At 58.7% G+C, this 26,363-nt stretch carries 21 protein-coding genes; 8 read left to right on the plus strand and 13 right to left on the minus strand.

From position 1 onward, the window contains the following. Nucleotides 1-10 precede the first annotated feature (10 nt). Genes HGT1_RS05350 through HGT1_RS05365 form a run of 4 tightly spaced genes read right to left on the minus strand, consistent with a single transcriptional unit; the run spans nt 11 to nt 6,700 of the window. A complete protein-coding gene (locus HGT1_RS05350; RefSeq protein ID WP_176248894.1) occupies nt 11-2,056 on the minus strand; it encodes a hypothetical protein in 2,046 nt (681 codons plus the stop codon). After that, nucleotides 2,053-4,815 (minus strand): DUF4159 domain-containing protein, encoded by a 2,763-nt coding sequence (locus tag HGT1_RS05355; protein WP_176248895.1) that lies wholly within the window; start codon nt 4,813-4,815, stop codon nt 2,053-2,055. Before HGT1_RS05355 ends, HGT1_RS05350 begins: the two co-directional genes overlap by 4 nt. Beyond that, nucleotides 4,812-5,696, minus strand: coding sequence for a DUF58 domain-containing protein (locus HGT1_RS05360; RefSeq protein ID WP_176248896.1), 885 nt, complete (start codon nt 5,694-5,696; stop codon nt 4,812-4,814). The genes HGT1_RS05355 and HGT1_RS05360 overlap by 4 nt, the downstream gene beginning before the upstream one ends. Beyond that, nucleotides 5,693-6,700: a MoxR family ATPase gene (locus tag HGT1_RS05365; RefSeq protein ID WP_176248897.1), complete on the minus strand. Its 1,008-nt coding sequence runs from the start codon at nt 6,698-6,700 to the stop codon at nt 5,693-5,695. Before HGT1_RS05365 ends, HGT1_RS05360 begins: the two co-directional genes overlap by 4 nt. Nucleotides 6,701-6,770: 70 nt before the next feature. On the opposite strand from HGT1_RS05365, the gene HGT1_RS05370 reads away from it, so the two are divergent. The 3 genes from HGT1_RS05370 (at nt 6,771) to HGT1_RS05380 (ending at nt 8,408) form a co-directional block, all read left to right on the plus strand. Continuing rightward, a complete protein-coding gene (locus HGT1_RS05370) occupies nt 6,771-7,349 on the plus strand; it encodes a DUF1285 domain-containing protein (RefSeq protein ID WP_176248898.1) in 579 nt (192 codons plus the stop codon). Between the two features lie 73 nt (nt 7,350-7,422). Then, nucleotides 7,423-8,178: a hydroxypyruvate isomerase family protein gene (locus HGT1_RS05375; RefSeq protein WP_176248899.1), complete on the plus strand. Its 756-nt coding sequence runs from the start codon at nt 7,423-7,425 to the stop codon at nt 8,176-8,178. Beyond that, complete coding sequence (locus HGT1_RS05380) at nt 8,175-8,408, plus strand: DUF2798 domain-containing protein (protein WP_176248900.1); 234 nt, start codon at nt 8,175-8,177, stop codon at nt 8,406-8,408. The genes HGT1_RS05375 and HGT1_RS05380 overlap by 4 nt, the downstream gene beginning before the upstream one ends. A gap of 39 nt (nt 8,409-8,447) precedes the next feature. On the opposite strand, the gene polA is transcribed toward HGT1_RS05380, so the two are convergent. From polA to HGT1_RS05395, 3 genes are all read right to left on the minus strand, one after another. Further along, complete coding sequence (gene polA / locus HGT1_RS05385) at nt 8,448-11,243, minus strand: DNA polymerase I (RefSeq protein WP_176248901.1); 2,796 nt, start codon at nt 11,241-11,243, stop codon at nt 8,448-8,450. 125 nt (nt 11,244-11,368) lie between these two features. Further along, entirely contained in the window at nt 11,369-12,004 is a 636-nt protein-coding gene (locus HGT1_RS05390; protein WP_255200102.1) for a TIGR02117 family protein, read from the minus strand. A gap of 35 nt (nt 12,005-12,039) precedes the next feature. Next, on the minus strand, nt 12,040-12,219 hold the full coding sequence (locus HGT1_RS05395; RefSeq protein ID WP_176248902.1) for a zinc-finger domain-containing protein: 180 nt from the start codon (nt 12,217-12,219) through the stop codon (nt 12,040-12,042). Nucleotides 12,220-12,402: 183 nt separating this feature from the next. On the opposite strand from HGT1_RS05395, the gene gpmI reads away from it, so the two are divergent. From gpmI to HGT1_RS05410, 3 genes are read left to right on the plus strand one after another with little or no spacing between them, the layout of a single operon-like run. Further along, complete coding sequence (gpmI, locus tag HGT1_RS05400; protein WP_176248903.1) at nt 12,403-13,920, plus strand: 2,3-bisphosphoglycerate-independent phosphoglycerate mutase; 1,518 nt, start codon at nt 12,403-12,405, stop codon at nt 13,918-13,920. After that, nucleotides 13,917-15,047 carry a murein hydrolase activator EnvC gene (locus HGT1_RS05405; RefSeq protein ID WP_176248904.1) on the plus strand — a complete coding sequence of 377 codons (1,131 nt, stop codon included), beginning with the start codon at nt 13,917-13,919 and terminating at the stop codon, nt 15,045-15,047. Before gpmI ends, HGT1_RS05405 begins: the two co-directional genes overlap by 4 nt. A 4-nt stretch (nt 15,048-15,051) precedes the next feature. Continuing rightward, entirely contained in the window at nt 15,052-16,389 is a 1,338-nt protein-coding gene (locus tag HGT1_RS05410) for a S41 family peptidase (protein ID WP_176248905.1), read from the plus strand. A 127-nt stretch (nt 16,390-16,516) separates the two neighbouring features. On the opposite strand, the gene HGT1_RS05415 is transcribed toward HGT1_RS05410, so the two are convergent. The 6 genes from HGT1_RS05415 to ilvD all read right to left on the minus strand — a co-directional run bounded on the left by HGT1_RS05415 (nt 16,517) and on the right by ilvD (nt 22,217). After that, the gene (locus HGT1_RS05415; protein WP_176248906.1) at nt 16,517-17,860 is read right to left on the minus strand and encodes a TrkH family potassium uptake protein; all 1,344 of its coding nucleotides are present in this window, start codon (nt 17,858-17,860) and stop codon (nt 16,517-16,519) included. Next, nucleotides 17,857-18,519: a TrkA family potassium uptake protein gene (locus HGT1_RS05420; protein WP_176248907.1), complete on the minus strand. Its 663-nt coding sequence runs from the start codon at nt 18,517-18,519 to the stop codon at nt 17,857-17,859. The genes HGT1_RS05415 and HGT1_RS05420 overlap by 4 nt, the downstream gene beginning before the upstream one ends. 82 nt (nt 18,520-18,601) lie before the next feature. Then, a complete protein-coding gene (locus HGT1_RS05425) occupies nt 18,602-18,973 on the minus strand; it encodes a hypothetical protein (RefSeq protein WP_176248908.1) in 372 nt (123 codons plus the stop codon). 10 nt (nt 18,974-18,983) lie between these two features. Next, nucleotides 18,984-19,757 carry a DUF6478 family protein gene (locus HGT1_RS05430; protein WP_176248909.1) on the minus strand — a complete coding sequence of 258 codons (774 nt, stop codon included), beginning with the start codon at nt 19,755-19,757 and terminating at the stop codon, nt 18,984-18,986. A gap of 95 nt (nt 19,758-19,852) precedes the next feature. Next, a complete protein-coding gene (locus HGT1_RS05435) occupies nt 19,853-20,470 on the minus strand; it encodes a hypothetical protein (protein WP_176248910.1) in 618 nt (205 codons plus the stop codon). Then, nucleotides 20,451-22,217 carry a dihydroxy-acid dehydratase gene (ilvD, locus tag HGT1_RS05440; protein WP_176248911.1) on the minus strand — a complete coding sequence of 589 codons (1,767 nt, stop codon included), beginning with the start codon at nt 22,215-22,217 and terminating at the stop codon, nt 20,451-20,453. Before ilvD ends, HGT1_RS05435 begins: the two co-directional genes overlap by 20 nt. Before the next feature lie 152 nt (nt 22,218-22,369). Between ilvD and HGT1_RS05445 the strand changes: the two genes are divergently transcribed. After that, on the plus strand, nt 22,370-25,468 hold the full coding sequence (locus HGT1_RS05445; RefSeq protein WP_176248912.1) for an ABC transporter transmembrane domain-containing protein: 3,099 nt from the start codon (nt 22,370-22,372) through the stop codon (nt 25,466-25,468). Then, the gene (locus HGT1_RS05450) at nt 25,468-26,358 is read left to right on the plus strand and encodes a CPBP family intramembrane glutamic endopeptidase (protein WP_176248913.1); all 891 of its coding nucleotides are present in this window, start codon (nt 25,468-25,470) and stop codon (nt 26,356-26,358) included. Before HGT1_RS05445 ends, HGT1_RS05450 begins: the two co-directional genes overlap by 1 nt. The last annotated feature ends 5 nt before the right edge of the window (nt 26,359-26,363 follow it).

Raw genomic sequence — 26,363 nt, forward strand, 5'->3', positions numbered from 1 at the left:
CATGGCTGGCTTAGGTCCGTCGTCCCTCGCGCAGCCATGCGGCCACGATCAGCAGCGCACTGAGCAGCAGAACCAGCCAACCGGGCAGCAGCGGGGTTTGGCGCACATCGCGTGTCTCGTAGGCGTTGCGGGGTGTCAGGCCGATCCAGCCACGCCCTGCGGCAGGGCGACCGGGCCTGACCTCGCGGATACGGGGCAATCCGTCTTCGACCCGCACCATGCCACCGCGCATTGCGGCAAGGATCGGGGCCATGGTTTCATCACTCGCAATCGTATCGACGAATTCACGCGGTGCCGCTGGCCCCAGACCGATAACGCTGACCTGATCGCCGTTTTCAAGACGGTACAGTCCAATCTCAGGCCCCTCAAAAAGCCCCTCGAACACACCCGGCGCGGTTTCAGAAAGCGGGATGTTGACCGTGCTGCCGTCGGGCGCAGTGATAGTGACATCAGGAACGGCGTCGCCCAGACTGCGGCGTATGATGCGCATGGTTTGCCCCTCGGCGGTTGCAGTCAGGGCTTCTTCCTCCAGTTCGGGTTCTTTCATCATCCAATGGGCAAGGCGGCGCAGCAGTTCCAACTGGGGTCCGCCACCTTCATAGCCACGGCTCCACAGCCACGCATGGTCAGAGGCAAGCAGCGCCACACGGCCTTCTTCAACCCGGTTGAGGATCAACAAGGGGCGGTCGTCTTTGCCGGTCATGACCACATCGCCTTGGGGGTCTGTGACATCAATCTGGCGCAGCCACCGGCCCCAATCCCCGCGACCAGGCAGGTTTGTGGTGACGGGGTGGCGTTCGCCCAAATCGGATATGATGGGCAGAAACGGTTCTTCGATCACGCGCGCGGAGGGTGTTGCCGGCAGCACCGCGCCAAGCGGCGACCGAAACAGGCTGTCGGCGCTGGCAAAATCACGCCCCGCGGCCACCAGAACGGCACCGCCCTTGCGCACATAATTCGCAACGTTTTCGAGATACAGACCGGGCAGGATGCCGCGCCGTTTGTAGCGGTCAAAGATGATCAGATCGAAGTCGTCGATCTTTTCCATGAACAATTCACGGGTCGGAAAGGCGATCAGGGACAGTTCGTCAACGGGGACGCCATCCTGCTTTTCGGGGGGGCGCAGGATCGTGAAATGCACCAGATCGACCGAGCTGTCGGATTTCAGCAGATTGCGCCATGTGCGCCCGCCGGGGTGTGGTTCACCGCTGACCAGCAACACGCGCAAGCGGTCACGCACGCCGTTCATCTGGATCAGCGCCACGTTGTTGCGGTCGGTCAGTTCCCCGTCGGCTTCGGGCAGGGAAAACCGGATCACGTTGCGCCCGCCGTGGGGCAGGGTCACGGGCAGGTCTAGGTCTTGCCCGATCGGCACGCGAAAGGATTGCGCCTCTTCTCCATCAACGGAAATATCGATCCGCGCCAAGCCGCCCGCATCAGGGGCTGCACCCAGATCGTCAATCCGCAAGGTCAGCGTGACCGGTTCGCCGATAATAGCAAAGGCAGGCGCGTTGCGCACGGACAGGCGGCGGTCCCAGTCGGTTTCCTTGCCGGTCATCAGCAGATGCAGCGGAGCGGGCAGATCGACTGGCAGATCGGCATCGTGAATACGCCCGTCGCTGACTGCCAGAATGCCAGCAATCCGCGCGCGCGGTTCTTCGGCCAGTGCTTCGCTTAAGGCGGTCATCAGCTGTGTTCCGGCATCGCCTGCACCATCGGGGATGGCCACGCGGCGCAATTCGGTGTTGTCCCGCGCTGCGATTGTCGCAGCAATCGCGTCAGCGGCCTGGGTGCTTTGGTCTGTGCGGTCGCCCAGATTTTGGCTGGCGCTTTTGTCTTCCAGCAGGATCACGATGTCGCTTAGGGGCGCGCGGTCTTCTTGTTGAAAGGACGGGCCAGACAGCGCGGCAAGCACCACCAGCATGGCCAGCCCGCGCAAGGCCCATCCTTGCAAACCGCGCAGCACAGCCAGAAGTGTCGCGACAAGGGCAATCGCCGCGACCACGCCCAGCAAAACCATGGGGATCATCGGATCAAAAACGATTGTGGAAGTCATTGGCCCAACCGATCCAGCAGCGCAGGCACATGGACCTGATCCGATTTATAATTCCCGGTCAGCACATGCATGACCAGATTGACGCCGAACCGGTAGGCCAGTTCACGTTGGCGTTCACCTGCAAACCCGCGTCCCACCGGTACCATTGGCGCGCCATTGGGGGACACGGCCCAAGCCGCCGCCCAGTCGTTGCCCCCGATGACAACCGGTGTGACCCCGTCGTTGAGGTTGCGAAACGGCATGCCTTCGACCTGTTCGGCATCGGGGGGGGATGCTTCGACCCAGATATCACGACCTGTATGGCGGCCGGGGAAATCTTGCAGCAGATAAAAGGTGCGGGTCAGCACGTGGTCGCCCGGCAGCGGTTCAAGCGGGGGGATGTCCAGCGGTGCAGCAAGGTCTTGCAGCTTGCGGCCATTCGGGCTGGACCCGCCGAAACCTGCGATATTGGCATCGCGCGTGTCGAACAGGATAAGCCCCCCCGACCTGAGATAGGCATTCAGCTTTGCATAGGCATCGCCGGACGGGCGCGGCTGGTCCGGTGTGATGGGCCAGTAAAGCATCGGAAAGAACGCCAGCTCGTCCACCTCAAGATCGACGCCGATGGGGTTTGCGGGTTCTACCGAGGTGCGGAAAAACAACGTGTCCGACAGCCCGCGCAAGCCCGCCTCTGACAGTTCGTCAACGGAGGGGTTCGCGGTGATCACATAGGCCAGCGTCATCTCGGCGGTGGCATTCAGGGCAAATTCATCAGCGGTTTGCGCATCGGCCGGGGCAGGGATATGCATCAGTGAAACCAAGATGATCGCCGCGGCATTGCTGCGTTTCAGCAACCGACCGGACAGGGCCAGTGACGCCACCACATCTGCAAGCAACAGCAGAATCGACAGGCTAAGCAGCCATCTGGCCAGCGGCATTTCGGGCGCAACAGCCAGACCGCGCACAGGCACGTCGCCGGGCCATGTGGCTGCCGCCAGTTCGGTCTGATCTGTGACCACATTGCGGGCGATGCGACGATCACCTGATGCATATATCCCCGGTTGCAAGGTTGGTCCGGCGGGGGTTGCCGCCAGATCGGCACCATCGACGCCGGGCAGGTTACCTGCGTCTTTCAGCTGGCCAAACCCGTCCATCACGCGCAGCGGCGTCCATGTGGTGCCTGCCAGATCCTGCGCCTCTACCGACGCGGTCGAGGATGAAATCGCCAAGCGTTCCATCATTTGCACAAACAGGCCAGACAGCGGCAAGGTCGACCATTCGGCCGTCGCGGTGACGTGGAACAAGACGACCTGACCCTGACCAAGCGCCTTGCGCGTGACCAGCGGTGTGCCATCGCTAAGCGATGCAATTACCCGGTCGGCAAGGGTGGGGTCAGGCTGGGCAACCACCTGGGCCGACACCACCACATCATCCGGAACTTCGAGCCCGAAGAAGGGCGAGGATTCGCGGAATGTATCCAGCGATTTAGGCTCTCCCCAGCTCATCGCGCCCCCAACGCTGCGGCCACCCGCGCGCAGGCGAACCGGCATCAGCGGGTCTTCGGCGTCGCGCGAAATGTCACTGGCGGCAATACGCGGGCCTGCGAAACGTACCAGCATGCCACCGGCTTCGATCCATTTTTCCAAGGGGGCTTGTTCAGCTTCGGACAGGGTTGCGATGTCGGCCAGAACGATCACATCGGGGTTGGCGGGCAGAACATCGGCAAGCGACCCGTGGATAATATCGGCAGCCGGTGCAAGGGCCTGTTCGATATAGTGCAAGGGCGAAAGCAGTTCCAAACCTTCGCGGTTTTCGCGGCTTGCGATCAGGGCAACTTCGCGGCGGCGCAATCCGTCATCCACCAGCGTCGTCGCTCCGGCTGATCGCTGCCCCGCAATGTCGAACCGTGTGATCCGCGCGCGCAGCTCGGCTGGCAAGGAAAGCGCGGCGGAGGTTTCGGTCTCACCGTTTTTAAACTGCGCAGGCACGGTGGCCAGAACACGCGCGTTTCCGGCGGGGTCACGGCCCTGAGCGTTCAGGATAACCTCGCGGGCATCCCCGGCCACAGCGCGTTTTACGGTCAATGTGATGGCACCGTCCTTGTAGCTGGCAGGGGCCATCGCCAGCACATTCGCACCGGTCTGATATGCTTCGACGGCACCCTGATCTTGCAGCGCATCCAGCATGTTGCTGCGGCTTGCATAATCCAGCCCGTCGCTGAACCAGAGCGTGTCAAACCCGTCGAGCGTTTTGGATATTTCAATCGCCCGAATGATGTCAGCGTCCGAGGGTTGCCAGGCGGCAGGCTGCAAACCGGCAAGCCGCGTGCGCCACACATCCGCGGATTGAAATGCCGGTTCTTCGGGGCGGGTGAGGGTCAGAAAGCCCACGGTGCGGTTCGCGCGGGCGGCACGGGTCAGCTGCGCGTCGATTACTTCGCTTTGTTGCTGCCACCGCGTGGCCCCGGCCCATGACCCGTCCAGCACGATCAGCAAGGGGCCAGACCCGTCGGCCTGTTGTTCTTGCGGGTTCAGAATGGGGCCGGCCAGCCCGATGATAATCGCGGCAACGGCCAGCATACGCAAAAGCAGCAACCACCACGGGGTGCGGTCAGAAACGCTTTCGTCATCTTTCAGGCCTAAAAGAAGCGCCACACCCGGAAATCTTTGGCGGATCGGCGCGGGGGGAACGGCCCGCAGGATGAGCCACAGAATAGGCAGCGCAAGAAGCGCCAGCAAAAGCCACGGCGCTGAAAAACCGATGCCGCCCAATACCGTCATGCTGCCATCCCCGCGCGGGTATCCAGCGCCGAATACAGCCACAACAGCGCCGATTGCGCAGAGGCGTTCGTGTGATGCACGCCGTAATGCCAACCGGTCAGCGCACACAGGCGTTGAAGCTCGGATTTGCGTTCGGCAAGGCGTTCAAGGTAGCGGGATTTCAGATCACTGGCCTTTAGGGTTTCGTGGCTTAGCGTGCCGCCGATGCTTTGAAATATGGTTCTGCCCGAAAAGGGAAACGCTTCCTCTGACGGGTCCAGCAGATGGCACAGAACACCGCGCACCCCGCGATCTGCGGCTTTGGTCAGGGCAAGGGTCACCCCCTCAAGATTACCCATGAAATCCGAGATGAACAGCGCGCGGGCATGGGGGACCATGGCGCGGTGTTCTGGGGGGGCATAATCGGCGGGGTCATCCTTGCAGAACATCTCGGCCAAACGCAGGATTTGCGGCCTGCCAGAACGTGGGGGCAGTGCTGTGCCCGTGAGCCCCACACGTTCGCCGCCGCGTTGCAGCATGATCGCAACGGCAAGGCCCAGCAACCGCGCGCGGTCAATCTTTTGCGGCAGTTTCACGTCTGATGAAAACCGCATGGACGCCCCTTGATCGACCCAAAGCATGACGGATTGCGCAATCTGCCATTCGCGTTCGCGCACAAATTCCTGATCGCCCATCGCCGAGCGTCGATAATCAATCCGGCGGCGGCTGTCGCCCGCCTGTGCGGGGCGGTATTGCCAGAAATCATCGCCGACACCTGCGCGTCGTCGTCCGTGCGCACCCAGCAAAACAGCGCCCGCCAGATGTTCCGCCCGCGCCAGAAGATCCGGAAACCGGGCTGCCTGAGCTTCGGCATCGGCGCGAAGGGTTGCGGGGGTTTTCACGCTGCGTCCTTTTTCCCGGTCAGGCTGGTGGCGGTCGTGTCAATCAGATCGTTCAAGCTGTCGCCGCGTGCGCGTGCGGCAAAGTTCAGCGCCATGCGGTGGCTAAGCACCGGACGCGCCATATCAATCACGTCTTCTGCTGAGGGGGCCAAACGACCCTGCAACAAGGCGCGGGCGCGCACGGTCAACATCAACGCCTGCGCCGCACGCGGGCCGGGGCCCCAAGCGACGGTTTCACGCACCCTTGCGCTGGCTTCCGGTTCGTCGGGGCGGAAGGCGCGGACAAGGTCGAGGATCATTTCAACCACTGAGTCGCCCACCGGCATACGGCGCAACAAGGTTTGCGCGGCGAGCAGTTCATCGCTCGAAAAGACCTCAGTGGATTGCGCATCATTTTCGCCCGTCGTGGCCAGCAAAATATCACGTTCGGTTTTGCGGTCGGGATAGGCCACGTCGATCTGAACGAGAAAGCGGTCAAGCTGCGCTTCGGGGAGCGGATAGGTGCCTTCCTGTTCGATCGGGTTTTGGGTGGCCAGAACGTGGAACGGCTTGCCAAGGGGGCGGTCCTGACCTGCTACCGTGACGGTCTTTTCCTGCATCGCTTGCAGCAAGGCGGATTGCGTGCGCGGCGAGGCGCGGTTGATCTCGTCGGCCATCAGCAACTGGCAAAAGATCGGCCCTTCGACAAAGCGGAAGGCGCGGGTGCCGTCGGGGGCGGTATCCAACACCTCAGAGCCCAGAATATCGGCGGGCATCAGATCGGGGGTGAATTGCACGCGGTTGCCTTCAAGGCCCATCACGGTGCTGAGCGTTTCAACCAGCCGCGTCTTGCCCAGACCCGGCAAACCGATCAGCAGGCCATGCCCGCCGCATAGCAGCGCGGTCAATGTCAGGTCGACAACCCGTTCCTGACCGATAAAACGATTGGTGATAGACGCTTTGGCCTGCGCCAGCTTTTCCCCGAGTGCTTCAATATCGGCTACCATATCGCTGGCTTCGGTCATGACTTTTGCGTCCTCTGAATTATATAGGTTATGTGTAAGTGTATCTTGTGAACTGGAAATGGCAAAAGCAATGAGTGGACAAAAAACCGTGACCCCGACCGCCGCAGGCCTTGCTGCCTCTGTTTCCGCCACAAAAACACGCGGATTGCCGCCTGTCGAGACGTGGAACCCGCCGTTTTGCGGTGACATCGACATGGAGATCAAGCGCGACGGTACCTGGTTCCACGAAGGGACGCCGATTGGCCGTCGTGGATTGGTCAAATTGTTTGCATCGATTCTGATCCGCGAGGACGATAAATACTTTCTGGTCACGCCCGTTGAAAAGGTGGGGATCAGGGTTGAAGACGCGCCATTCATTGCTGTTGATTTCGATGTGCAGGGCGAAGGGCGCGATCAGAGGTTGGTTTTCAAGACCAACCTTGATGACATCGCGACCGCCAGTGACGATTTGCCGATCCGCGTTGTGCGGGATGCCGAAACCGGCGAGCCGTCGCCCTATGTGCGTGTGCGCCGCAATCTGGAAGCATTGATAGATCGCAAAAGCTTTTACCGGCTTGTTGACTTGGGTGAACACCACGAAGGCTGGTTTGGCGTTTGGTCGGGCGGTGTGTTTTTCGGGCTGATCCCCTCGAACGAATTGCCTGATTAGGGTCTGTTCTACTGGTCTTTCCCTGCGGTTTTGATAGCATGAACCGACAGAAAACAAGACGAGCACAATGCGCATGAAACCTGCCGCAAACCTAAGCCTTTTGTGGCAGGAGATCGACTATCTCGACCGGTTTGAAGCCGCCGCACAGGCCGGGTTCACGGCTGTCGAAATCCTGTTTCCCTATGACGTGCCCGTAACCGCCACCAAGGCTGCGTGTGAGGCGAACGGGCTGACGCTTGTCTTGATCAACGCACCACCGCTGAACCGCGCAGGCGGGGAACGCGGCTTTGCTGCGGTGCCTGAACTGGTCGATGTGTTTCGCAAGGATATCTTGCGCGCCTTCAAATATGCAGAAGCGCTGGGTGCGCGTTTTTTGCATGTGATGGCCGGCCCCGGACAAGGCGACGCAGCGTTCGAAACCTTTTGCCGCAACCTGATCTGGGCGGCGAATGCTGCGCCCGACGGGCTGGTGCTGACGATTGAACCGCTCAACCCTGTGGCAATGCCGGGGTATTTCCTGAATGATTACGGATTGGCCAAGCAGGTTCTGAACACCGTTTCGATGCCGAATCTGGGGCTTCAGTTCGACAGCTATCATGCACAGATGATCCACGGCGATGCTGCACGGGTTTTTGAAACCTACCAGCCCCATATCGTTCACGCTCAGATTGGCGACACCCCTGATCGCGGTGCCCCGGGCAGTGGCGATATCGATTTTACCAAGCTTTTTGCGGTGATGGCTGGTGCTGGCTATGACGGTTGGATAAGTGGTGAATATAACCCCGGCCCACGGACCCAAGACAGTCTGAATTGGATGAGAATGCTATGATACCTGCCCGTTTTGCGCCGATCGCCTTTGGTTTCTTCCTGTCGGGAATCATGTCTTTTATCGTTTCCGGCATTGCGATTATCCGCGCTACAGGTTGGGAAACCGGGCTGTTCGGGGTGTGGATCGGCGCGTGGCTCACCAGCTGGCTGGTGGCTTTTCCCACGGTATTGATCGTCGCGCCGCTGGCCCGGCGTATTGTCGCCAGACTGGTCAGAAACGAACAGGTCTGAGGCCAGCGAAAGACCGCGATATTATCGATTCCGCGGCGGCTAGTGTGCCTCGGCCCAGTTCGCACCAACGCCCGCATCAACGGTCAGCTTTACATCCAGCTTAACCACAGGGTCCGCGGCATTTTCCATCACGTGGCGGGCGGCCTTGATCAAATCATCTTCGGCCCCTTTTTCGACCTCGAACAGAAGTTCATCGTGAACCTGCAACAACATCGTCGCCGGAATATCCTTGATTGCATCCGGCATGCGGATCATGGCGCGGCGAATGACATCGGCCGCTGTGCCCTGGATCGGGGCGTTGATTGCGGCGCGTTGGGCGAAACCGGCACGCGGGCCTTTGGCACCAATCTCGGGGGTGTTGATCTTGCGGCCGAACAGCGTCTGAACATAGCCGTGTTCTTTGGCAAAGGCCTTGGTGTTGTCCATATAGGTGCGAATGCCGGGGAAACGTTCGAAATAGCGGTCGATGAACCCCTGCGCTTCGGCGCGAGGAATGCGCAAATTGCGCGCCAGACCAAAGCCGGAAATGCCGTAAATCACACCAAAGTTGATCGCTTTGGCCTGACGGCGCACGTCTGGTGTCATCTCGTCCAGCGGCACGCCGAACATCTCGGATGCGGTCAGGGCGTGAATGTCGATGCCATCGCGAAACGCCTGTTTCAGCTCGGGAATGTCGGCAATATGCGCCAGAATACGCAATTCGATCTGGGAATAGTCCAGTGCAACCAGCGCCTTACCCTGCTCTGCGACAAAGGCCTCGCGAATGCGGCGGCCTTCTTCCGACCGGATCGGGATGTTTTGCAGGTTCGGATCGGTCGACGCCAAACGGCCTGTGGACGCCCCCGCAATCGAATAGGATGTGTGCACGCGGCCGGTGTCTTTGTTGATGTGCCCCTGAAGGGCGTCCGTATAGGTCGATTTCAGCTTGGACAGTTGCCGCCAGTCCAGAATGCGCCGCGGGAAATCATGTTCGGTGGCAAGGTCTTCCAGAATGTCCGCACCGGTGGAGTATTTCCCGTTCGCACCCTTTTTGCCGCCCTCAAGGCCCATGTCGTCGAACAGAACCTCGCCCACCTGCGCAGGCGATCCGACATTAAACTTGCGCCCGACCATCTCGTAAATCTCGTCCTCCAGCCCGGCCATTTTCTGGGCAAAGGCATTGGACATCCGGCTTAGGGTGTCGCGATCAACCTTGACGCCGGACCGTTCCATCGCGGCCAGAACCGGCACCAAGGGGCGCTCAAGGGTTTCGTAAACCTTGGTCACCTGGACGCGGTGCAATTGCGGCTTGAACAGCTGCCACAGACGCAAGGTGATATCGGCATCCTCGGCGGCATAGGGGACAGCATCGGCAAGCGGCACCTTGTCAAAGGTGATCGCGGATTTACCAGACCCCAGCAGCGGTTTGATCGGGATCGGCGTGTGCCCCAGATAGCGTTCCGATAGCGTGTCCATCCCGTGCCCGTGCAGACCCGCATGCATGACGTAGGACATGAGCATCGTGTCATCAATCGGCGCGACCTTGATGCCGACCTGCGCGAAAATCTTGCTGTCGTATTTCATGTTCTGGCCGATCTTGAGGATCGACGGATCGGTCAGCATCGGCGTCAGCATCCGCAGGGCTTCTTCGGTCGGCATCTGCCCCTCAGCCAGATCATCCGAACCGAACAGGTCGTCGGCAGAATGGGTTTTATGGATCAACGGAATATAGCAGGCCTTGCCCGGCTCAACGCATAAGGAAATGCCAACCAGATCGGCAACCATTTCATCCAGGCCGGTTGTTTCGGTGTCCACGGCAACATAGCCGAATTCGTAAATCCGGTCGATCCAGCCCTGCAAGGCCTTGGCATCGCTGACCTGTTCATAGCCCCCGGCATCAAAGCCGACTTCCGCAACGACGGGGGCATCCTTGGCCTTGGGTTCTTCGATGACCGGGGCTTCTTTGCCCAATACTTCGGCCACGCGCTTGGACAGGGTGCGGAATTCCATTTCGGCGAGAAAGCCCAGCAGCCTGTCTGCATCGGGCGCGCGCACCTCAAGATCGTCCAGAGTAAAGTCCAGCGGCGTGTTTTCATCCAGCAACACCAGTTTGCGCGACAGGCGGATCTGGTCGGCATGGTCGATCAACGTCTGGCGGCGCTTGGGCTGCTTGATCTCGGCCGCCCGATCCAGCAGGGCATCCAGATCGCCAAATTCATTGATCAGCAGGGCCGCCGTTTTAATGCCGATACCGGGCGCGCCGGGCACGTTATCGACTGAATCGCCGGCCAAAGCCTGCACATCGACAACACGTTCGGGGTAGACTCCGAACTTTTCGAACACGCCCTCACGGTCGATGGTCTTGTTCTTCATCGCGTCCAGCATTTCCACGCCGCCGCCCACCAGTTGCATCAAATCCTTGTCCGAACTGATGATCGTGCAGCGCCCGCCAGCGGCCCGCGCCTGAACAGCCAGAGTGGCGATGATGTCATCCGCCTCATAGCCTTCCTTTTCCTTGCACGCGATATTGAATGCCTCTGTCGCAGTGCGTGTCAGGGGGATCTGGGGGCGCAAATCTTCGGGCATGGCCTCGCGGTTGGCCTTGTAAAGGTCGTACATGTCGTTGCGAAACGTATGGCTGCCCTTGTCGAAAATCACGGCGGCATGGGTGGGCGCATCAGGGCCGGTGTTCCCTTCGACATAGCGGTGCAGCATGTTGCAAAATCCGGCCACAGCCCCGATCGGCAACCCGTCCGATTTGCGCGTCAACGGGGGAAGCGCGTGATAGGCGCGAAAAATAAACGCCGATCCGTCGATCAGATGCAGATGGTGACCCTTGCCAAATGTGCCGGACATATCAGTGCTCCCCTAGATGATTGCGCTCTTTTGCCACGAAGCCGCCGCACCTGCCAGCAGACATTCTGCACAGCCCCGTGTTCATTTTGCCAAATAAACTCCCCGCGGAGCGTCCCGCCGCTGCATCACCTGGATTGGTAAAGATCAAAGGACAGGCTGACCGACAAAGGCATCGGCGTCCAAATGCCAAACCGAATCCCTGCCTCCCGCAATCTTTCGCCGATCCAGACATTGCAGGTGCGCAGAATGTGGAATGTGCCTTTGGCCTCGAAAAAACCGTCGGTTTGCGTGTAGCCGGCAACATCAGATCTGATGGGCTCGCCGTCGGCATCTGTTTTCAGGGTCGCCCATATCCCGTCCAGCAGGGCGGCATATTCGCGCTCTGACAGCGCAAGACGTCTTGCGGGCAGGTCGTCGGGCAGTGCCCCTGCAATATCAAGGCGCAGGACGGAGCTGTCCCCGATCATGCCGCGCCAGATCGCAGGCAGGCTCAGATCGGCATAGGTCGGGGTTTGGGTGTAGAAATCACGGGCACCCCAGCCAACCACAAGCCATTCAGCGGCAGGATGGTCCAGCCAGATACCGTGACGGGCGAGCGGGGTGAAGCGTTTCACACTCAGTGCGTCAAGCGGCAGCACCAGATCATAGTGGATCGGGCCGCTTACCAGTAAAACTTCGCGTGTTTTGGCATCGGTATCAGGTGCCGCAGGGCCGGGGATAATCGCCCCGAAGATGGCCGCCGACAGATAGAGCGCGGGCACAAGCGCAAGCAGGCCCAGCCATCTGGCGAGTTTCCTCAGACTTTGCCCTCAAAATCCTGATGGATGAATTTGCAATCGCAATAGCCGCATTCAACCCAGCCTTTATCATGCGGGATTTGCAGCCAGACGCGGGGATGGCCCAAAGCGCCTTCGCCGCCGTCACAAGCGACGCGCCAACTGTTCACGATGCGGGATTCTGGGGCTTGCGTAGTCATGTGGTCGTCCTTGGCTTTGGATGCGCTGTTGTTATGACCAAACCAGACCGTCAGGGCAAGGGGTGGCAATGTTTTGAGCGGTGGAACTCTACAAGTTTGTAATCTGGGTTGAATTGGGTTCACCAAAGGGCAATCTGCCGCTAAAAGACGCAAAACATCCCAATCTGTCGGAGCAATCGTCACATGGCATCCCCAAAACCCGTCGTATTATGCATCCTGGATGGATGGGGTCAGCGCGCCGAGGCTGAAGGCAACGCCCCTTTGCTGGCGAAAACCCCGAATTTCGACTGGATCATGCAAAATTGCCCCAGTTCCACGTTGACCACGTTCGGGCCGGATGTCGGTTTGCCCAAGGGGCAGATGGGCAACTCCGAAGTGGGGCACACCAATATTGGTGCGGGCCGAGTCGTGGCGATGGATTTGGGCCAGATCGACCTTGCGATCGAGCAGGGAAGCTTTGCCACGCATCCGCCCATGTTGGCATTTATCGAAAAGTTGAAGAAAACCGGTGGCACGGCGCATCTGATGGGCCTGGTCTCTGATGGCGGGGTGCATGGCCATCTGTCCCATTTGGTTGCCGCCGTCAAAGCGTTGCACGACCAGGGCATTCCTGTGGTCATCCACGCTCTGACGGACGGGCGCGATGTGGCCCCGCGCTCGGCGGTCGGGTTTTTCGAGACGTTGCATGACGCGCTGCCCAGTGGTGTGCGGATCGGTTCTGTGAGCGGGCGTTATTTCGCGATGGACCGTGACAACCGCTGGGACCGCGTTGCCAAAGCATATGGCGCGATTGTGCAGGCCAGCGGCGAGACGGCGCAAACGGCGCTTGATGCGGTAAACGCCGCCTATGGGCGCGACGAAAATGATGAATTCATCCAGCCGACTGTTATTGCGGGCTATGAAGGTGCCAAGGATGGCGACGGCCTGTTTTGTCTGAACTTCCGCGCCGACCGCGCCCGCGAGATCATGGCCGCCATCGGCGCCCCTGATTTTGATGCCTTTGATACCGGCGACAGGCCGGATTGGGCCGCCTTGATGGGGATGGCCGAATATTCCGAAGCGCATAGCATTTACACCTCGACCATGTACCCGAAGCCACAGATCGTGAACACGTTGGGGTCTTGGGTGGCGCAGCACGGCTTGCGTCAGTTCCGTCTGGCCGAGACTGAAAAATACCCCCATGTGACGTTCTTTCTGAACGGCGGCGAGGAAACCCCCGCCGCAGGTGAAGACCGCGTCATGCCGAAGTCGCCCGATGTCGCGACCTATGATCTGCAACCCGAGATGTCATGCGCCGAAGTGACCGACAATTTTGTCAAGGCAATCAACGATGGGTATGATCTGATCGTGGTGAATTATGCCAACCCCGACATGGTTGGCCACACCGGCGATCTGGATGCCGCCATCGCCGCCTGTGAAGCCGTGGATCAGGGCTTGGGGCGCGTGTTGCAGGCGTTGGATGCAGCGGGTGGTGCGATGGTTATCACCGCCGATCATGGCAATTGCGAAACGATGATCGACCCCGAAACCGGTGGTGCGCATACGGCGCATACATTGAACCCGGTCCCCGTCGCGGTTGTTGGCGGGCCGGCGCATGCGAAACTGCGCAGCGGGCGGCTGGCCGATCTGGCTCCGACCGTGCTGCAACTGATGGGGCTGGAACAACCCGTCGAGATGACCGGAAAGTCGCTGCTGGAATGATGCGGCTTTGCGCCTTCTTACTCCTGATCTGGCCTTTGGCCGGACTTGCGCAGACCGAGGCCGCCGATCAGGCGCGCCGTGCGATGGGCGATCTTGAGCGGGCATCGGCGCAACTGGATGCTGCCGAGGGCGCGCGTGATCGCGTTCAGGCGTTGACCCAGACCATTCAGGCGTTCGAGGTTGGCTTGGGTGCCATGCGAGAAGGTCTGCGCCAAGCCGCGATAAACGAGGCGCAGCTTAGCAAAAAGCTGCAAGCCCGCGATGGCGAGGTGGCGCAATTGCTAGGGGTGTTGCAAAGCATTGGTGGCAACCCATCGCCCACGCTGTTTCTGCATCCGGATGGGCCGATTGGCACGGCACGGGCAGGCATGTTGCTGGCAGAACTGACGCCTGCGCTAAATGCGCGCGCTGACCAGTTGCGGCAGGATCTCGAAGATGTGCAGACCCTGCGGGTTTTGCAGGCCGATGCAGCCAAGCGACTGCAAGAGGGGCTGACCGAGGTCCAGCGCGCCCGTACCGAGTTGAACCAAGCTATGGCGAACCGCACGGACCTTCCCAAGCGGTTCACAGAAGACCCGGTGCGCACGGCGATCCTGATTTCGACCTCGGAAACGCTGTCGGGGTTTGCCAGCGGTCTTTCGCAAATGACCTCTGAACAGATCGAACCCGCGCCGTTGAACATCGACGGAGAGGTGGGCACGCTGCCGTTGCCGGTTCAGGGCCTTGTGCTGCGCCGCGCAAACGAGACAGACGCAGCAGGTGTCACGCGGCCCGGCATTATCCTTGCCACACGGCCCCGTGCGATCGTGACCACCCCTACAGCAGCGACAATCCGCTATATCGGGCCGCTTTTGGACCTTGGCAACGTGATCATCCTTGAGCCGCGTGCCAATACGCTGTTTGTGTTGGCCGGACTGGATACCGTCTATGGAGAGGCCGGTCAGGTGATCGCATCGGGGACGCCGATTGGTTTGATGGGGATGCCCGCTTCTAGCACGGGCAATGTGTTGTCACCAAATGGTGATGGGGCTGGCATAGAGCGTTCAGAAACGCTCTATATAGAAGTAAGAGAAAATAATATTCCACAGGACCCGGCAGAGTGGTTCCTAACCGACAAGGATGGATGAGCATATGAAGAAATTTGTGATGGCCGCCGTTGGTGGCACGCTGGCAGGCGTGATCGCAACGACGCAAATCGCCGGACCTTTGCTGGCACAGGAAACGGCGAAGGCAAGCAATGTCTATGAGCAGCTGGATTTGTTCGGTGACATTTTCGAACGCATCCGCGCCCAGTATGTGGAGGAAGTCGATACGGAGGAGCTGATCGAGGCGGCCATCAACGGGATGCTGACATCGCTTGATCCGCACTCCAGCTATCTGTCGCCCAAGGATGCGCTGAAAATGCGCGACCAGACGCGTGGTGAATTCGGCGGTCTGGGTATCGAAGTCACGCAAGAGGAAGGCTTTGTCAAAGTCGTTTCCCCGATTGACGATACACCTGCATCAGAGGCGGGGATCGAGGCGGGTGATTTCATCACCCATGTAGACGGCGAAAGCCTGCTGGGTCTGACGCTGGATGATGCAGTTGAACTGATGCGCGGGCCGGTCGGGTCGGAAATCATCATCACCGTTGTCCGCGAGGGCGAGACAGAGCCGTTTGACGTATCCTTGATCCGCGACACGATCCAGTTGACTGCCGTGCGCAGCCGGACTGTGGGCAACGCTGTTGTGATGCGTGTCACCACGTTCAACGAACAAACCTATCCCAAGCTCAAGGAAGGTCTGGAAGAACAGATCGCAGAAGCCGGTGGCATCGACAAGATCAGCGGCATCGTCATCGACCTGCGCAACAACCCCGGTGGTCTGTTGAACCAGGCGATTGCAGTTTCTGATGCGTTCCTTGAGGAAGGCGAGATCGTGAGCACCCGTGGCCGCGATTCAGCGGATAGCGACAGAACCAACGCCACGCCGGGTGATCTGGCCCAAGGGAAACCGATTGTTGTGTTGATCAACGGCGGGTCTGCTTCGGCGTCTGAAATTGTGGCTGGTGCGTTGCAAGACCACCATCGCGCAATCGTGGTCGGCACCAAAAGCTTTGGCAAGGGATCTGTTCAAACCATCATGCCGTTGCGTGGTGAGGGTGCGATGCGCCTGACCACAGCGCGGTATTATACGCCATCGGGCCGGTCCATTCAGGCGGTTGGCGTATCGCCTGACATCGTTGTTGCACAGCCCCCGGTCAAGCCCGCAGACCAGGAAGAAGATGCAGCGAAAAACCGTCCGCTGCGCTCCGAAGCGGACCTGCGCGGCAGTCTGAATAACGACAGCCTGTCCGAGGACGAGATCGAACAGATCATGGCAGACCGCGCCAAGGCAGACGAAGCCGCGGCCCTGCGTGAAGAGGATTACCAACTGGCCTATGCCATTGATATCCTGAAAGGTTTGTCGGCTCTGGGCAATAAAGACTGATCGGCATTCGCGCCAAAACCTTTGCAGGCAGGTATCAGATCAAAGGCCGTCCCATCGAGGGGCGGCCTTTTTCGCTGCGCAGCATAGAAAAAAATGCTGCGCAGCATTTTGAGGTAATTTGGTGGCTTTAGCCGAGGTAAACCTTGCCTTCGGGATAGCGTACGCGGGGGACCGAGCGCGTCGCCAGAAAGAACCCGAGGGTCAAAGGCCCGACCCGCCCGAGGAACATCATCAGCATGATGACCGTGCGCCCGATGGTATCCAGTTCGGTCGTGGCACCACGCGACAAACCGACGGTCCCAAAGGCGGATGTGACCTCAAAGGCAAGATCAATGAATTCTCCGTCATGGCTGATGGATATGATGAAAATCCCGAACAGCACCAGCAAGATGCTCATCGTGGTCAGCGCCATCACCTTAAAGACTTCCTCTGACCCCATTGACCGGCCAAAGGCATGCAGGGTCTTGCTGCGGCGGAAAAAGGCTATGGTGGCAAGGATCAGAACGATCAGGGTTGTGACCTTGATCCCGCCCGCGGTTGATGTGCTGCCCCCGCCGACCAGCATCAACGTCATGGTCATCAAGGCAGTGCTCTCGTGGACGTTGCCGTAGTCAATCGTGTTGAACCCGGCAGTGCGCGGGCTGACAGCTTGGAACCAGCTTGCCCAAAGGCGGCTGCTGGTTGACCCGAGTTGCCCCAAGGTGCCGGGGTTGTTCCATTCAAGCAGCGCAAAGGTCAGCCAGGCCCACAGGATCAGCACGAGGGTGCCGACCAGCATCAACTTGCTGTGCAGGCTCAGGGTTTGCCAGTTCCGCTTGTTCCAGATGTCCGCGAGCACGATGAAGCCGATGCCACCCAAGATGAAGAGGGCAGGGATCACAATATTGATAACCGGATCGCTGACCCAGCGTATGAGGTTGTCTGGAGACAAGCCAAACCCGGCGTTGTTAAAGGCCGACACGCTGTGGAATACGGCCTGCCATATGCCATTGACCCAACCATATTCGGGCACGAAAACAACACATAAAAGCGCGGCACCGATCAGTTCGATCAAAAGCGCGATCTTGAGGATCACACGCACCAAGGCCGTCAGGTTATTCAGGCTGGACTGGTTCAGGTCTTCGCGCAGGATGATCCGCTGCGGCATACCTACGGGAATGCCTAGGGCGGAAAACACCAGCACGGCAAAGGTCATCAACCCAAGGCCGCCCAACTGGATCAGGATGATCAGAACCGCCTGCCCGAACAGCGTGAATGTCGTGCCCGTGTCAACAACCGCAAGGCCGGTCACCGTCACGGCAGAGGTGGAGGTAAAGAACGCATCCGACAGGCTGAGGTCGGTGGTATTGGACAGGGGCGACCACAGCACCAGCGCGCCGATGACAATCACCGCCAGATAAATGAACACCAAAACCGCTGGCGGCGGCGGAAGCTTCCAGCCTTTGCGCGTCTTGGAGGGGACCGTTTTCAAAGGCTTGCTGCGAAGTTGCGCAAATCAGACCGCTGCCCCAGCAGGATCAGCAGATCGTCACGTTGCAAGCTGCACGGGTTGCCGTCCTGGCCGATAAATTCGGTGCCCCGCATGACACCGATGCAGCGCAGATCAAACTTCTTGGCATGGTACAGCATGTCGAGGGATTTGCCTTCGAGCGATTCCGGAATCCGGAAATTCACCACATGGTAGCCATTGCCAAGGCTTACATAGTCACGCACCAGCGGATTATTGATCACTTGGGCGATGTGCTGTCCGACTTCGACTTCGGGGTGGATCACCCGGTCGACGCCCAGCTTGGCAAGAATGCGATGATGGGTTTTGGTTTTCGCCTTGGCCCAGATTGTTTCAACACCAAGCAGCTTGAGGTTGATGGCAGACAGAATGCTTGATTCCAGATCAGACCCCATCGCCACCAGCGCCATATCACAATCGGCAAGCCCTGCTTCGCGCAGGGCGATGTCATCGCGCGCGTCAGCAATTACGGCCTGGCTCAGGCGTTCGACATGGTTGCTGACACGTTGTTCGTTCAGATCAACGCCGATCACATAGTTGCCAAAGCGGGTCAGTTCTGTCGCGACGGTGGACCCGAAATTCCCTAGGCCAATAACCCCGATTGTACGTTTTTTTGCGGACATCATGCCCTCCTGATTTTACCGACCCCAAGTGTCGGGTGGTAGGCCAAGATATGATACCACAGCCATTCAGGGTAAAGGGGGCTCAGGTTGTCTCGACGCAATGCCGCCTGAATGCACGTTTCATCATTTCAAGCTCGGCCCGCAGCAGCGCCATTTCGGCCCGCAGATCGATGCTGGTCACGTCGTCTCCGATGATGACGATATCGCCAATTTTCTGATCGGTTTCCAGATCGGTCACCAGAATGACCTGAATGCCATCCGCAATGGCGGCGGCGGGCACAGGAATGGTAAGCGACCAGTGATCGGCTGTCTCGTTTCGGACCAGCTTGAAATCGGCGACGTTCGAATTGCCGTGGGTGACGGTGATTTGGGGGGTTTCATCGCCGGTCCCTGTGAGGATTCCCTGCCACACCCCTTCAAGCATGCGGGTTTTTGTCAGTTTCAAAGTGCTCATCCAAAAACTCCTAAAGCTGGGCGCGGGGGCGGCGCGAGAATGTCAGGTCACGCAGGACGATTTCGTTCATTTCGGGGCCTTCAAAGATCAGGTCGATCCACGCCTTTTCCACGCGCTTTTCGTTCATCGTTGAATAGGCCAGATCGAATTCGACCATGACATCGGGTTGATCCAAGGGCAGTTCGCGTACGATTTGTTCGGTGTTCGGCCCGTGGCGAATGTTGAGCCGTGCAAAAATCTCGATGGGTTTTTCCATTTCGACAATGGCGCTCATCCGTAACAGGTGGGTACGTTTCAGCCCGTTTACGCAATCATCCGGCAGGTCAAGAACGATCGACAGGAACGACCCGTCAAACCGGAAAACATCAAGGCGCAGGCCGTAAGGGGCCAGATCTGCCTCGCGGAGGTTTCGCAATTGCCGGATGCCCATTTCGGACAATGCACAATCGTGGAAAACAGTTACTTCCTCGCCCAGGGTCGCCTTGGTCTTGACCGAAGACAGGCCAGGCACGGGCAGCGGCCCACGCCATAGCGCCGGACGCCAGGACCAATCCGCATTATGCGGTTTGAAAAACTTCTTTGACCCGACCATGGGCAGCGAAAGCCGTTCTTCGGCGACATGGATAACGCTGTCCAGATGCGCCTTTAAGGCCCACGCGTCCCGAGACTGCTTGCGCAACCTGTCCAGAGGAACATCTTTTGCTTTCTGGGCCCTGCGCGCCCATTTGCGCAAAAGCCGCGCAGACAATGCTTTGTCCAAAAGGTGAGTGCCGAATTTGGCCATATGTGCCTGATGCCCCGTTTGCTCGGTCGTTCATTTTGCCAAAGTCTATCGCTTGAAACACATTCGTTCAAACGAATTGCTGCCAAATCAGAAGGTCAGTTCCGGCTGGCCGGCTTTTTCACGGGTTTTGGCGTTGCCTCGATACTGGCATTGGCCAGTTCGATCACGATTCCGCGTCCGGTACGGGTGGTGATTTCGCCATGCTCCGGGCCATATACTGCGATGCCAGCGGTCTGGCTGCCAATGCGCGCGGTACCGCGCCATTGGGTCGGTGACAGCCCACCCACGGGTATTTTCCCCTGTGCACGAAACGTGATGAGATCCTCTGTCGCCTCTATGTCGCTGATATTGGTCAGGTCGGTGGCCGCAGCGATCTGTTTTGCAGAAGGGAGCGGGCCGGGTCTGGATTTCGTTAGGCTGACCGTAATCAACCCGCGGGGTGCCGCGCCGGCGGCACTGGGCACGCCCAATGCGTCGCAACGTGCCATCACCAAAAAGCGGGAGGTTAGCGTCGCCTGATCGATACAATAGCCGCTCGGTGCAACCAAAATCGTGCCACTCGCCATCATGCTCCGCGATAGGGGCGCGTCAGAAGTGTCGGTGGATTTCAGGTTAAACCCGCCCCCCAGATCAAGACCCTGACCCGCTTCGCAAGCGGTCAGGGCCATTAATCCAAGGGCCGCTACGGGACCTTTAAAGGTCCATGTAGTCATGGGTTTCGGCCTTTGCGCCGGGATGCGTCACGGCACCCAGATAGGTCGGGCCGACAAGCTGTGCATATTTCCACAGCGCACCGCTTTGGTAGTTGGTTGTGCGGGCACCGGGCCATGCTGCCTTGCGCTTGGCCATTTCCTCGTCGCTGATATCAACGCTGATGGACCCTTCGATGGCGTTCAGCGTGATCATGTCACCCTCTTGCAGCAGGGCGATCGGGCCGCCGTATGCTGCTTCGGGGCCGACATGGCCGACGCAAAAACCACGTGTCGCGCCAGAGAAACGGCCATCGGTGATCAACGCGACCTTTTTGCCCATGCCCTGACCGGACAGCGCTGCAGTTGTCGCCAGCATTTCGCGCATGCCAGGGCCGCCTGCGGGGCCTTCGTTGCGGATGACGAACACGTCGCCTTCCTTGTAGGCGCGGTTTTGCACAGCCTCAAAGGCATCCTGTTCGCATTCAAAGATCAACGCGGGGCCGGTAAAGACGATGTCTTCTTCGGACATACCGGCGATTTTCACGATGGCACCTTCGGGGGCAAGGTTGCCTTTCAGGCCAACCACGCCGCCAGTCTTGCTGATCGGGTTTGAAATCGCGTGGATTACTTTGCCATCAGCTTCGCGTTCGATCATATCCAGTTCTTCGCCGATGGACCGGCCCGAGGCTGTCATACAATCGGTGTGGATCAGGCCCGCTTTGCGCAGTTCCTTCATCACGACGGGCACACCGCCTGCGTCATACAGGTCTTTTGCAACATACGCCCCGCCGGGTTTCATATCGACAAAGTAAGGTGTGTCGCGGAAGATTTCACAAACGTCATCAAGGAAGAAATCAATCCCCGCTTCATGCGCCATGGCTGGCAGGTGCAGGCCCGCATTTGTCGAACCGCCGGTACACGCGACAATGCGCGCTGCGTTCTCGAATGCTTCGCGGGTGCAGATGTCGCGGGCGCGAATGTTCTTTTCGATCAGGTTCATCACTGCTTCGCCGGACGCTTCGGCATAGGCATCGCGGGAAATATAGGGGGCTGGCATACCCGACGAATTCATCAGCGCAAGGCCGATCGCCTCGGATACACAGGCCATTGTGTTGGCGGTGAACTGGCCACCACAGGCACCCGCAGTCGGGCAGGCAACGCGTTCAAGGATATCGAGTGCGGCTTGTGACATGGTGCCATTCTGGTAGTTACCAACGGCTTCGAACATGTCCTGTACGGTCAAATCGCGGCTTGCGAAATCGGCAGGCACATCCGCACCTTCTGGTGCTTTGCCCGGCAGGATCGACCCACCGTACAAAAACACCGACGGCACGTTCAGACGGATCATCGCCATCATCATGCCCGGCAGGGATTTATCACAGCCCGCAAGGCCCACAATCGCGTCATAGCAGTGACCGCGCATGGTCAGCTCGACCGTGTCGGCAATCGCTTCGCGTGACGCAAGCGACGACCGCATGCCTTCGTGGCCCATCGCGATGCCGTCGGTCACGGTGATTGTGGTGAATTCCCGTGGTGTGCCTTGTTGGGCGCGCACGCCGATTTTAACGGCTTGGGCCTGACGGCTCAGCGAGATGTTACAAGGCGCGGCCTCGTTCCAGCAGGTTGCAACACCGACCAGGGGCTGGTGAATTTCTTCTTCTGTCATGCCCATCGCATAGTAATACGACCGATGCGGCGCGCGCTCTGGCCCTTCGGTGACGTGCCGGCTGGGCAATTTGGATTTATCAAAACGGTTATTGGTGGACATCAGAACGCCTCCCTGATTGGACATTTACACCGGAATAGCCATCCAGCCCTTTCGCTGCAAGGCTCAAGCGGTCGGTTGAAGTGAGAGGCGTGTCGCCTTAGGTTGCTTTTGACCTTCAGGCGCGACGCCTGCCCCAGCGAAAGTAGACCTGCATGGAGCGATCGATTTTTTCCTTTATATGGAAATATTCCAGCCGAGATCAGATTGTTCTATTGATCCTGACGCTTGTCACCTTCCCCTTCTTGTACATCACACTCGAACTGCCCAAGCGCATTATCAACGATGCGATCGGTGCTGAGTCGAGCGTGATCGACATCTTTGGCTTTGAAATGTCACAGGTGCAGTTCCTTTTTACCCTGTGTTTTGCCTATCTGGCGTCGGTGCTGGTGCACGGTCTGATGAAGATGCGGTTGAACACAATGAAAGGTGTCCTGTCAGAGCGGCTTTTGCGGCGGTTCCGGTATCAGTTGATATCCCGCATGATGCGGTTTCCGCGCAGCTATTATGACAACACCAGCCAGGGCGAACTGGTATCCATGGTCACCTCAGAAGCCGAGCCGATGGGTGGTCTGATGGGGGATGCTGTCGCCCAGCCCGTGTTCCAGGCCGGGCAAATGCTGATTATTCTGCTGTTTTTGTTCATTCAGTCGTTCTGGTTCGGCTTGGCGGGTGTGGCACTGATCCCCTTGCAGGCCTATCTGATCCCGATGCTGCAACGGCAGATCAACCAGCTGAACAAGGCGCGGATCAACGAGGTGCGTGCCCTGTCCTCCGAGATCGGGGAAACCGCGGCTGGCATCACCGATTTGCGCACGAACGGCGGGTGGCGTTTCAGACTGGCCAAGTTCACGGACCGTCTGGGTGCGTTGTTCATCATCCGCTTTCAGATCTACCAGAAAAAGTTTTTCATGAAGTTTCTGAATAACTTTATCACCCAGCTTACGCCGTTCTTCTTTTATGCGGTGGGCGGCTATCTGGTGATCGCCGGCAACATCACTGTTGGTGCCCTTGTCGCGGCGCTTGCCGCCTACAAAGATCTGTCGAACCCGTGGAAAGAATTGCTGACCTATTACAACGAAACGCAGGACATGGCCATTCGCTGGGAAATTGTCATCGAGCGTTTTGCCCCGCGCAACATGATCCCTGAACGCCTGTTCGAAGGGGAACCTGAGGAGATTCCGCATCTTAAGGGACCCATCAACCTTAATCATGTCACTGTGCGTAGCGCCGATGGAAATCTGGTGCTGGATGACATTGATATCGACATTCCCATGGGCGCGCGTGTGGCCATCCAGATTCCCAATCAGGTGGAGCGTACGGCGATGGCCGAGTTGCTGACCCGAGAGATCAGCCCGACCCATGGTACAATCAAAATAGCAGGTCACGATCTGGCCGAACTGCATCAGGCCGTCCTTGCGGCGCGGATCGGCTATGCCCATGCACAGCCCTATCTGTTCAAGGGAACAATCGGTGAAAACCTTTTGATGTCCCTGCGGACCAGCCCCAAGACGGTGCTTTGGGACCCCGAGAAAAAGGATATGGGGGCGATTGAAACGCTTCGCGCAGGCAACAGCCCCGACAGCACGCGGGTAGATTGGCTGGACCCCGGACTGGCAGATCTGAATTCGCCCGAGGATGTTAATAACTGGTGGTACGAGCTGGTCAAAGCCATCGGGACCGATGAATTGATGTTCCGGCGTATGGTTGTGGACCGGATGGACCCGAAAGAGCGTCCGGCGCTGGCTGAAAAGATCGTTGGTTTGCGGGACGAAATCTATGAAAAGCTGAAAGAACGCGGGCTTGATAAGGCCATTCACCGGTTTGACCCGGACGAGTTCAACCCGTCGATGGCTTTGGGGGGCAACTTGATGTTTGCGTCTCCGATATATGATATTTCGCAAACGGTGCTGGCTTCGGAACGCAGCTTTCTTGCGATGATCTTTGATCTGGGTCTTGCAGAACAGGGCATCGCGATTTCCCAGACGCTGGTCGAAACCTTGCACCAGACCTTTGGGCGCGATGGTACCGATCACCCGCTTTTTACCGCTTTGGGGATCGACGAAGAGCTCTACGAGCGATTGGTCGACATCGCCTTGCGCCGCCGCAACGACGGGGACGGGGCGCTGACCGAAGACGAATTTTCGCTGCTTTTGACCGTGCCATTCGCCTTTACAGCCGAGCAAATCGGCCCGGCATTCCCCGAGACGTTCAAGAGCGAAATCTTGGAAATTCGCAAAAAGCAGGGTCGCGCCATGCGCGAGAAAACCAAAGATATGTTCATCCCCATTGCGCCGCAAACCTATCTGCCGCGTTTGTCCATTCTGGAAAACGCGCTGTATGGGCGGATATCCAAGGTTGCGGGGCTACAGGCCGATCTGGTGATGGATGTCGTGTCGGATGTGTTCAGGAAACATAATCTGCAACAAGAAGTGACGAGCAATGTGTTCGATCTGCCGACCAACATTGGCGGGTCGAATATTTCGAACGTATTTCAGGAAAGGGCAGCGTTCAGCCGCGCCGCGATGAAGAGACCGGACATATTGGTGTTGAACCAGTCGCTGGCCGGGCATGACGCACAAAGCCTGTCCAGGTTGCGCGACAGGCTTAGCGCCCTGCTGCCGGATACAACTCAGATCTATCTTGATTCCAGTTTCTCGCGGCCCGAGGATTTCGACATGTTCATCGAGATGAAAGGGGGACGCATCGATGGCATGGCCCAGATTGACGCGCCGCATGACGATGACAGCATTTCAGACGATCTGCGCCGCAAGTTGCAAATTGTTTCTCATAATGCGCTGTTCGGAGATCTTGACCCTCGCAACCAGCGGCTTTTGGCTTTTGCGGCACAATGGTTTCCCGTGGAGAAAGACCAGACGATCTTTCATCAGGGGGACCGGCCCGATGCCGTGTATCTGTGCCTGTCGGGCACCGGCGAATTGTTCTGGAAGGACGAAAGCGGCAAAAGGCACCATATATCGACCGTTAAAAAAGGCCGCCTGATCGGCGATCTTGCCGTGATCCTGAATGACCCGCGCCAGTTTGATTTTGTGGCCCTCGAGGATAGCAAGTTTCTACGGATAGATGCGGATCAGTTCCGGTCGGTCATTGAGGATGACAGGGTCATCTTGATGAGCTTGCTCAAGACCGTTTCATCGCATTTGTCGAATGCGACCGATCTGCTGCGTGCCGCGTCTGTCGACATTCCGCGGGGCGCTGAACAGCGGCAACCGACCAAAGGGGAAAGCAGTTGATGGACCGCTATGCCGCACATCGTGACTTTATCGCCCCGGCTGTCCCAACCGCCGCGCTGTGGCGGGTCTTTGTGGGGTTTCTGGCGGCTTCGGCGGTTTATCTGCTGCTGAACAATCTGTTTTTCACGTTGGTTTTCAACCTGCTGGGGTCGCAGGATGGCAGTTTTTATGATGACTTGCTGACCGGCAAGACGCCCGTCGCGATGTTTATTCTATTGGGCAGCTTTGGCCTGATGACGGTGGGTGTCGTGCTGGTGGCACGGGTTCTGCACAAACGGTCACTTTCCAGCCTGATCGGGCCAATGTCCCTGGCTGTGCCGCAGTTTGGCATGGTTGTGCGCATGTTGGTGATCGTGGGGGCGATCACCTTTGTGCTGCCACCTTGGGGCTTTGGCGAAGACAATGTTTCAAACATGCCATTGGGCAAATGGGTGCTGCTGCTTCCGCTATCGCTGGTGGCTGTATTCATTCAGGTCAGCGCCGAGGAAATCGTGTTCAGGGGCTATGTTCAACAGCAGCTTGCGGCACGTTTCAAATCGCCGCTTGTGTGGATGGTGCTGCCGTCGGTTCTGTTTGCGCTTGGTCACTACTTGCCCGAGGAAGCGGGCGAAAATGCCGTGACGATTGCGCTTTGGGCTGCGGTATTTGGCATTCTGATGGCGGACCTGACGGCGCGTGCGGGGTCCCTTGGGCCTGCGATTGCGGTTCACTTTTGCAACAATGTGACGGCGATCCTGATCACGTCCCTGCCGGATAATTTGTCTGGCCTTGCTTTGTATGTGACACCTTTCGGCATGGAGGACACCGAGGCGCTGCGCGCATGGCTGCCGGTGGATTTCGCGCTGATGTTTGTCAGTTGGCTCGCGGCAAGGCTCGCGATCCGCCGTTGATTGCA

It is taken from the genome of Sulfitobacter sp. HGT1 (genome assembly GCF_013282155.1).
Classification (GTDB): domain Bacteria; phylum Pseudomonadota; class Alphaproteobacteria; order Rhodobacterales; family Rhodobacteraceae; genus Sulfitobacter.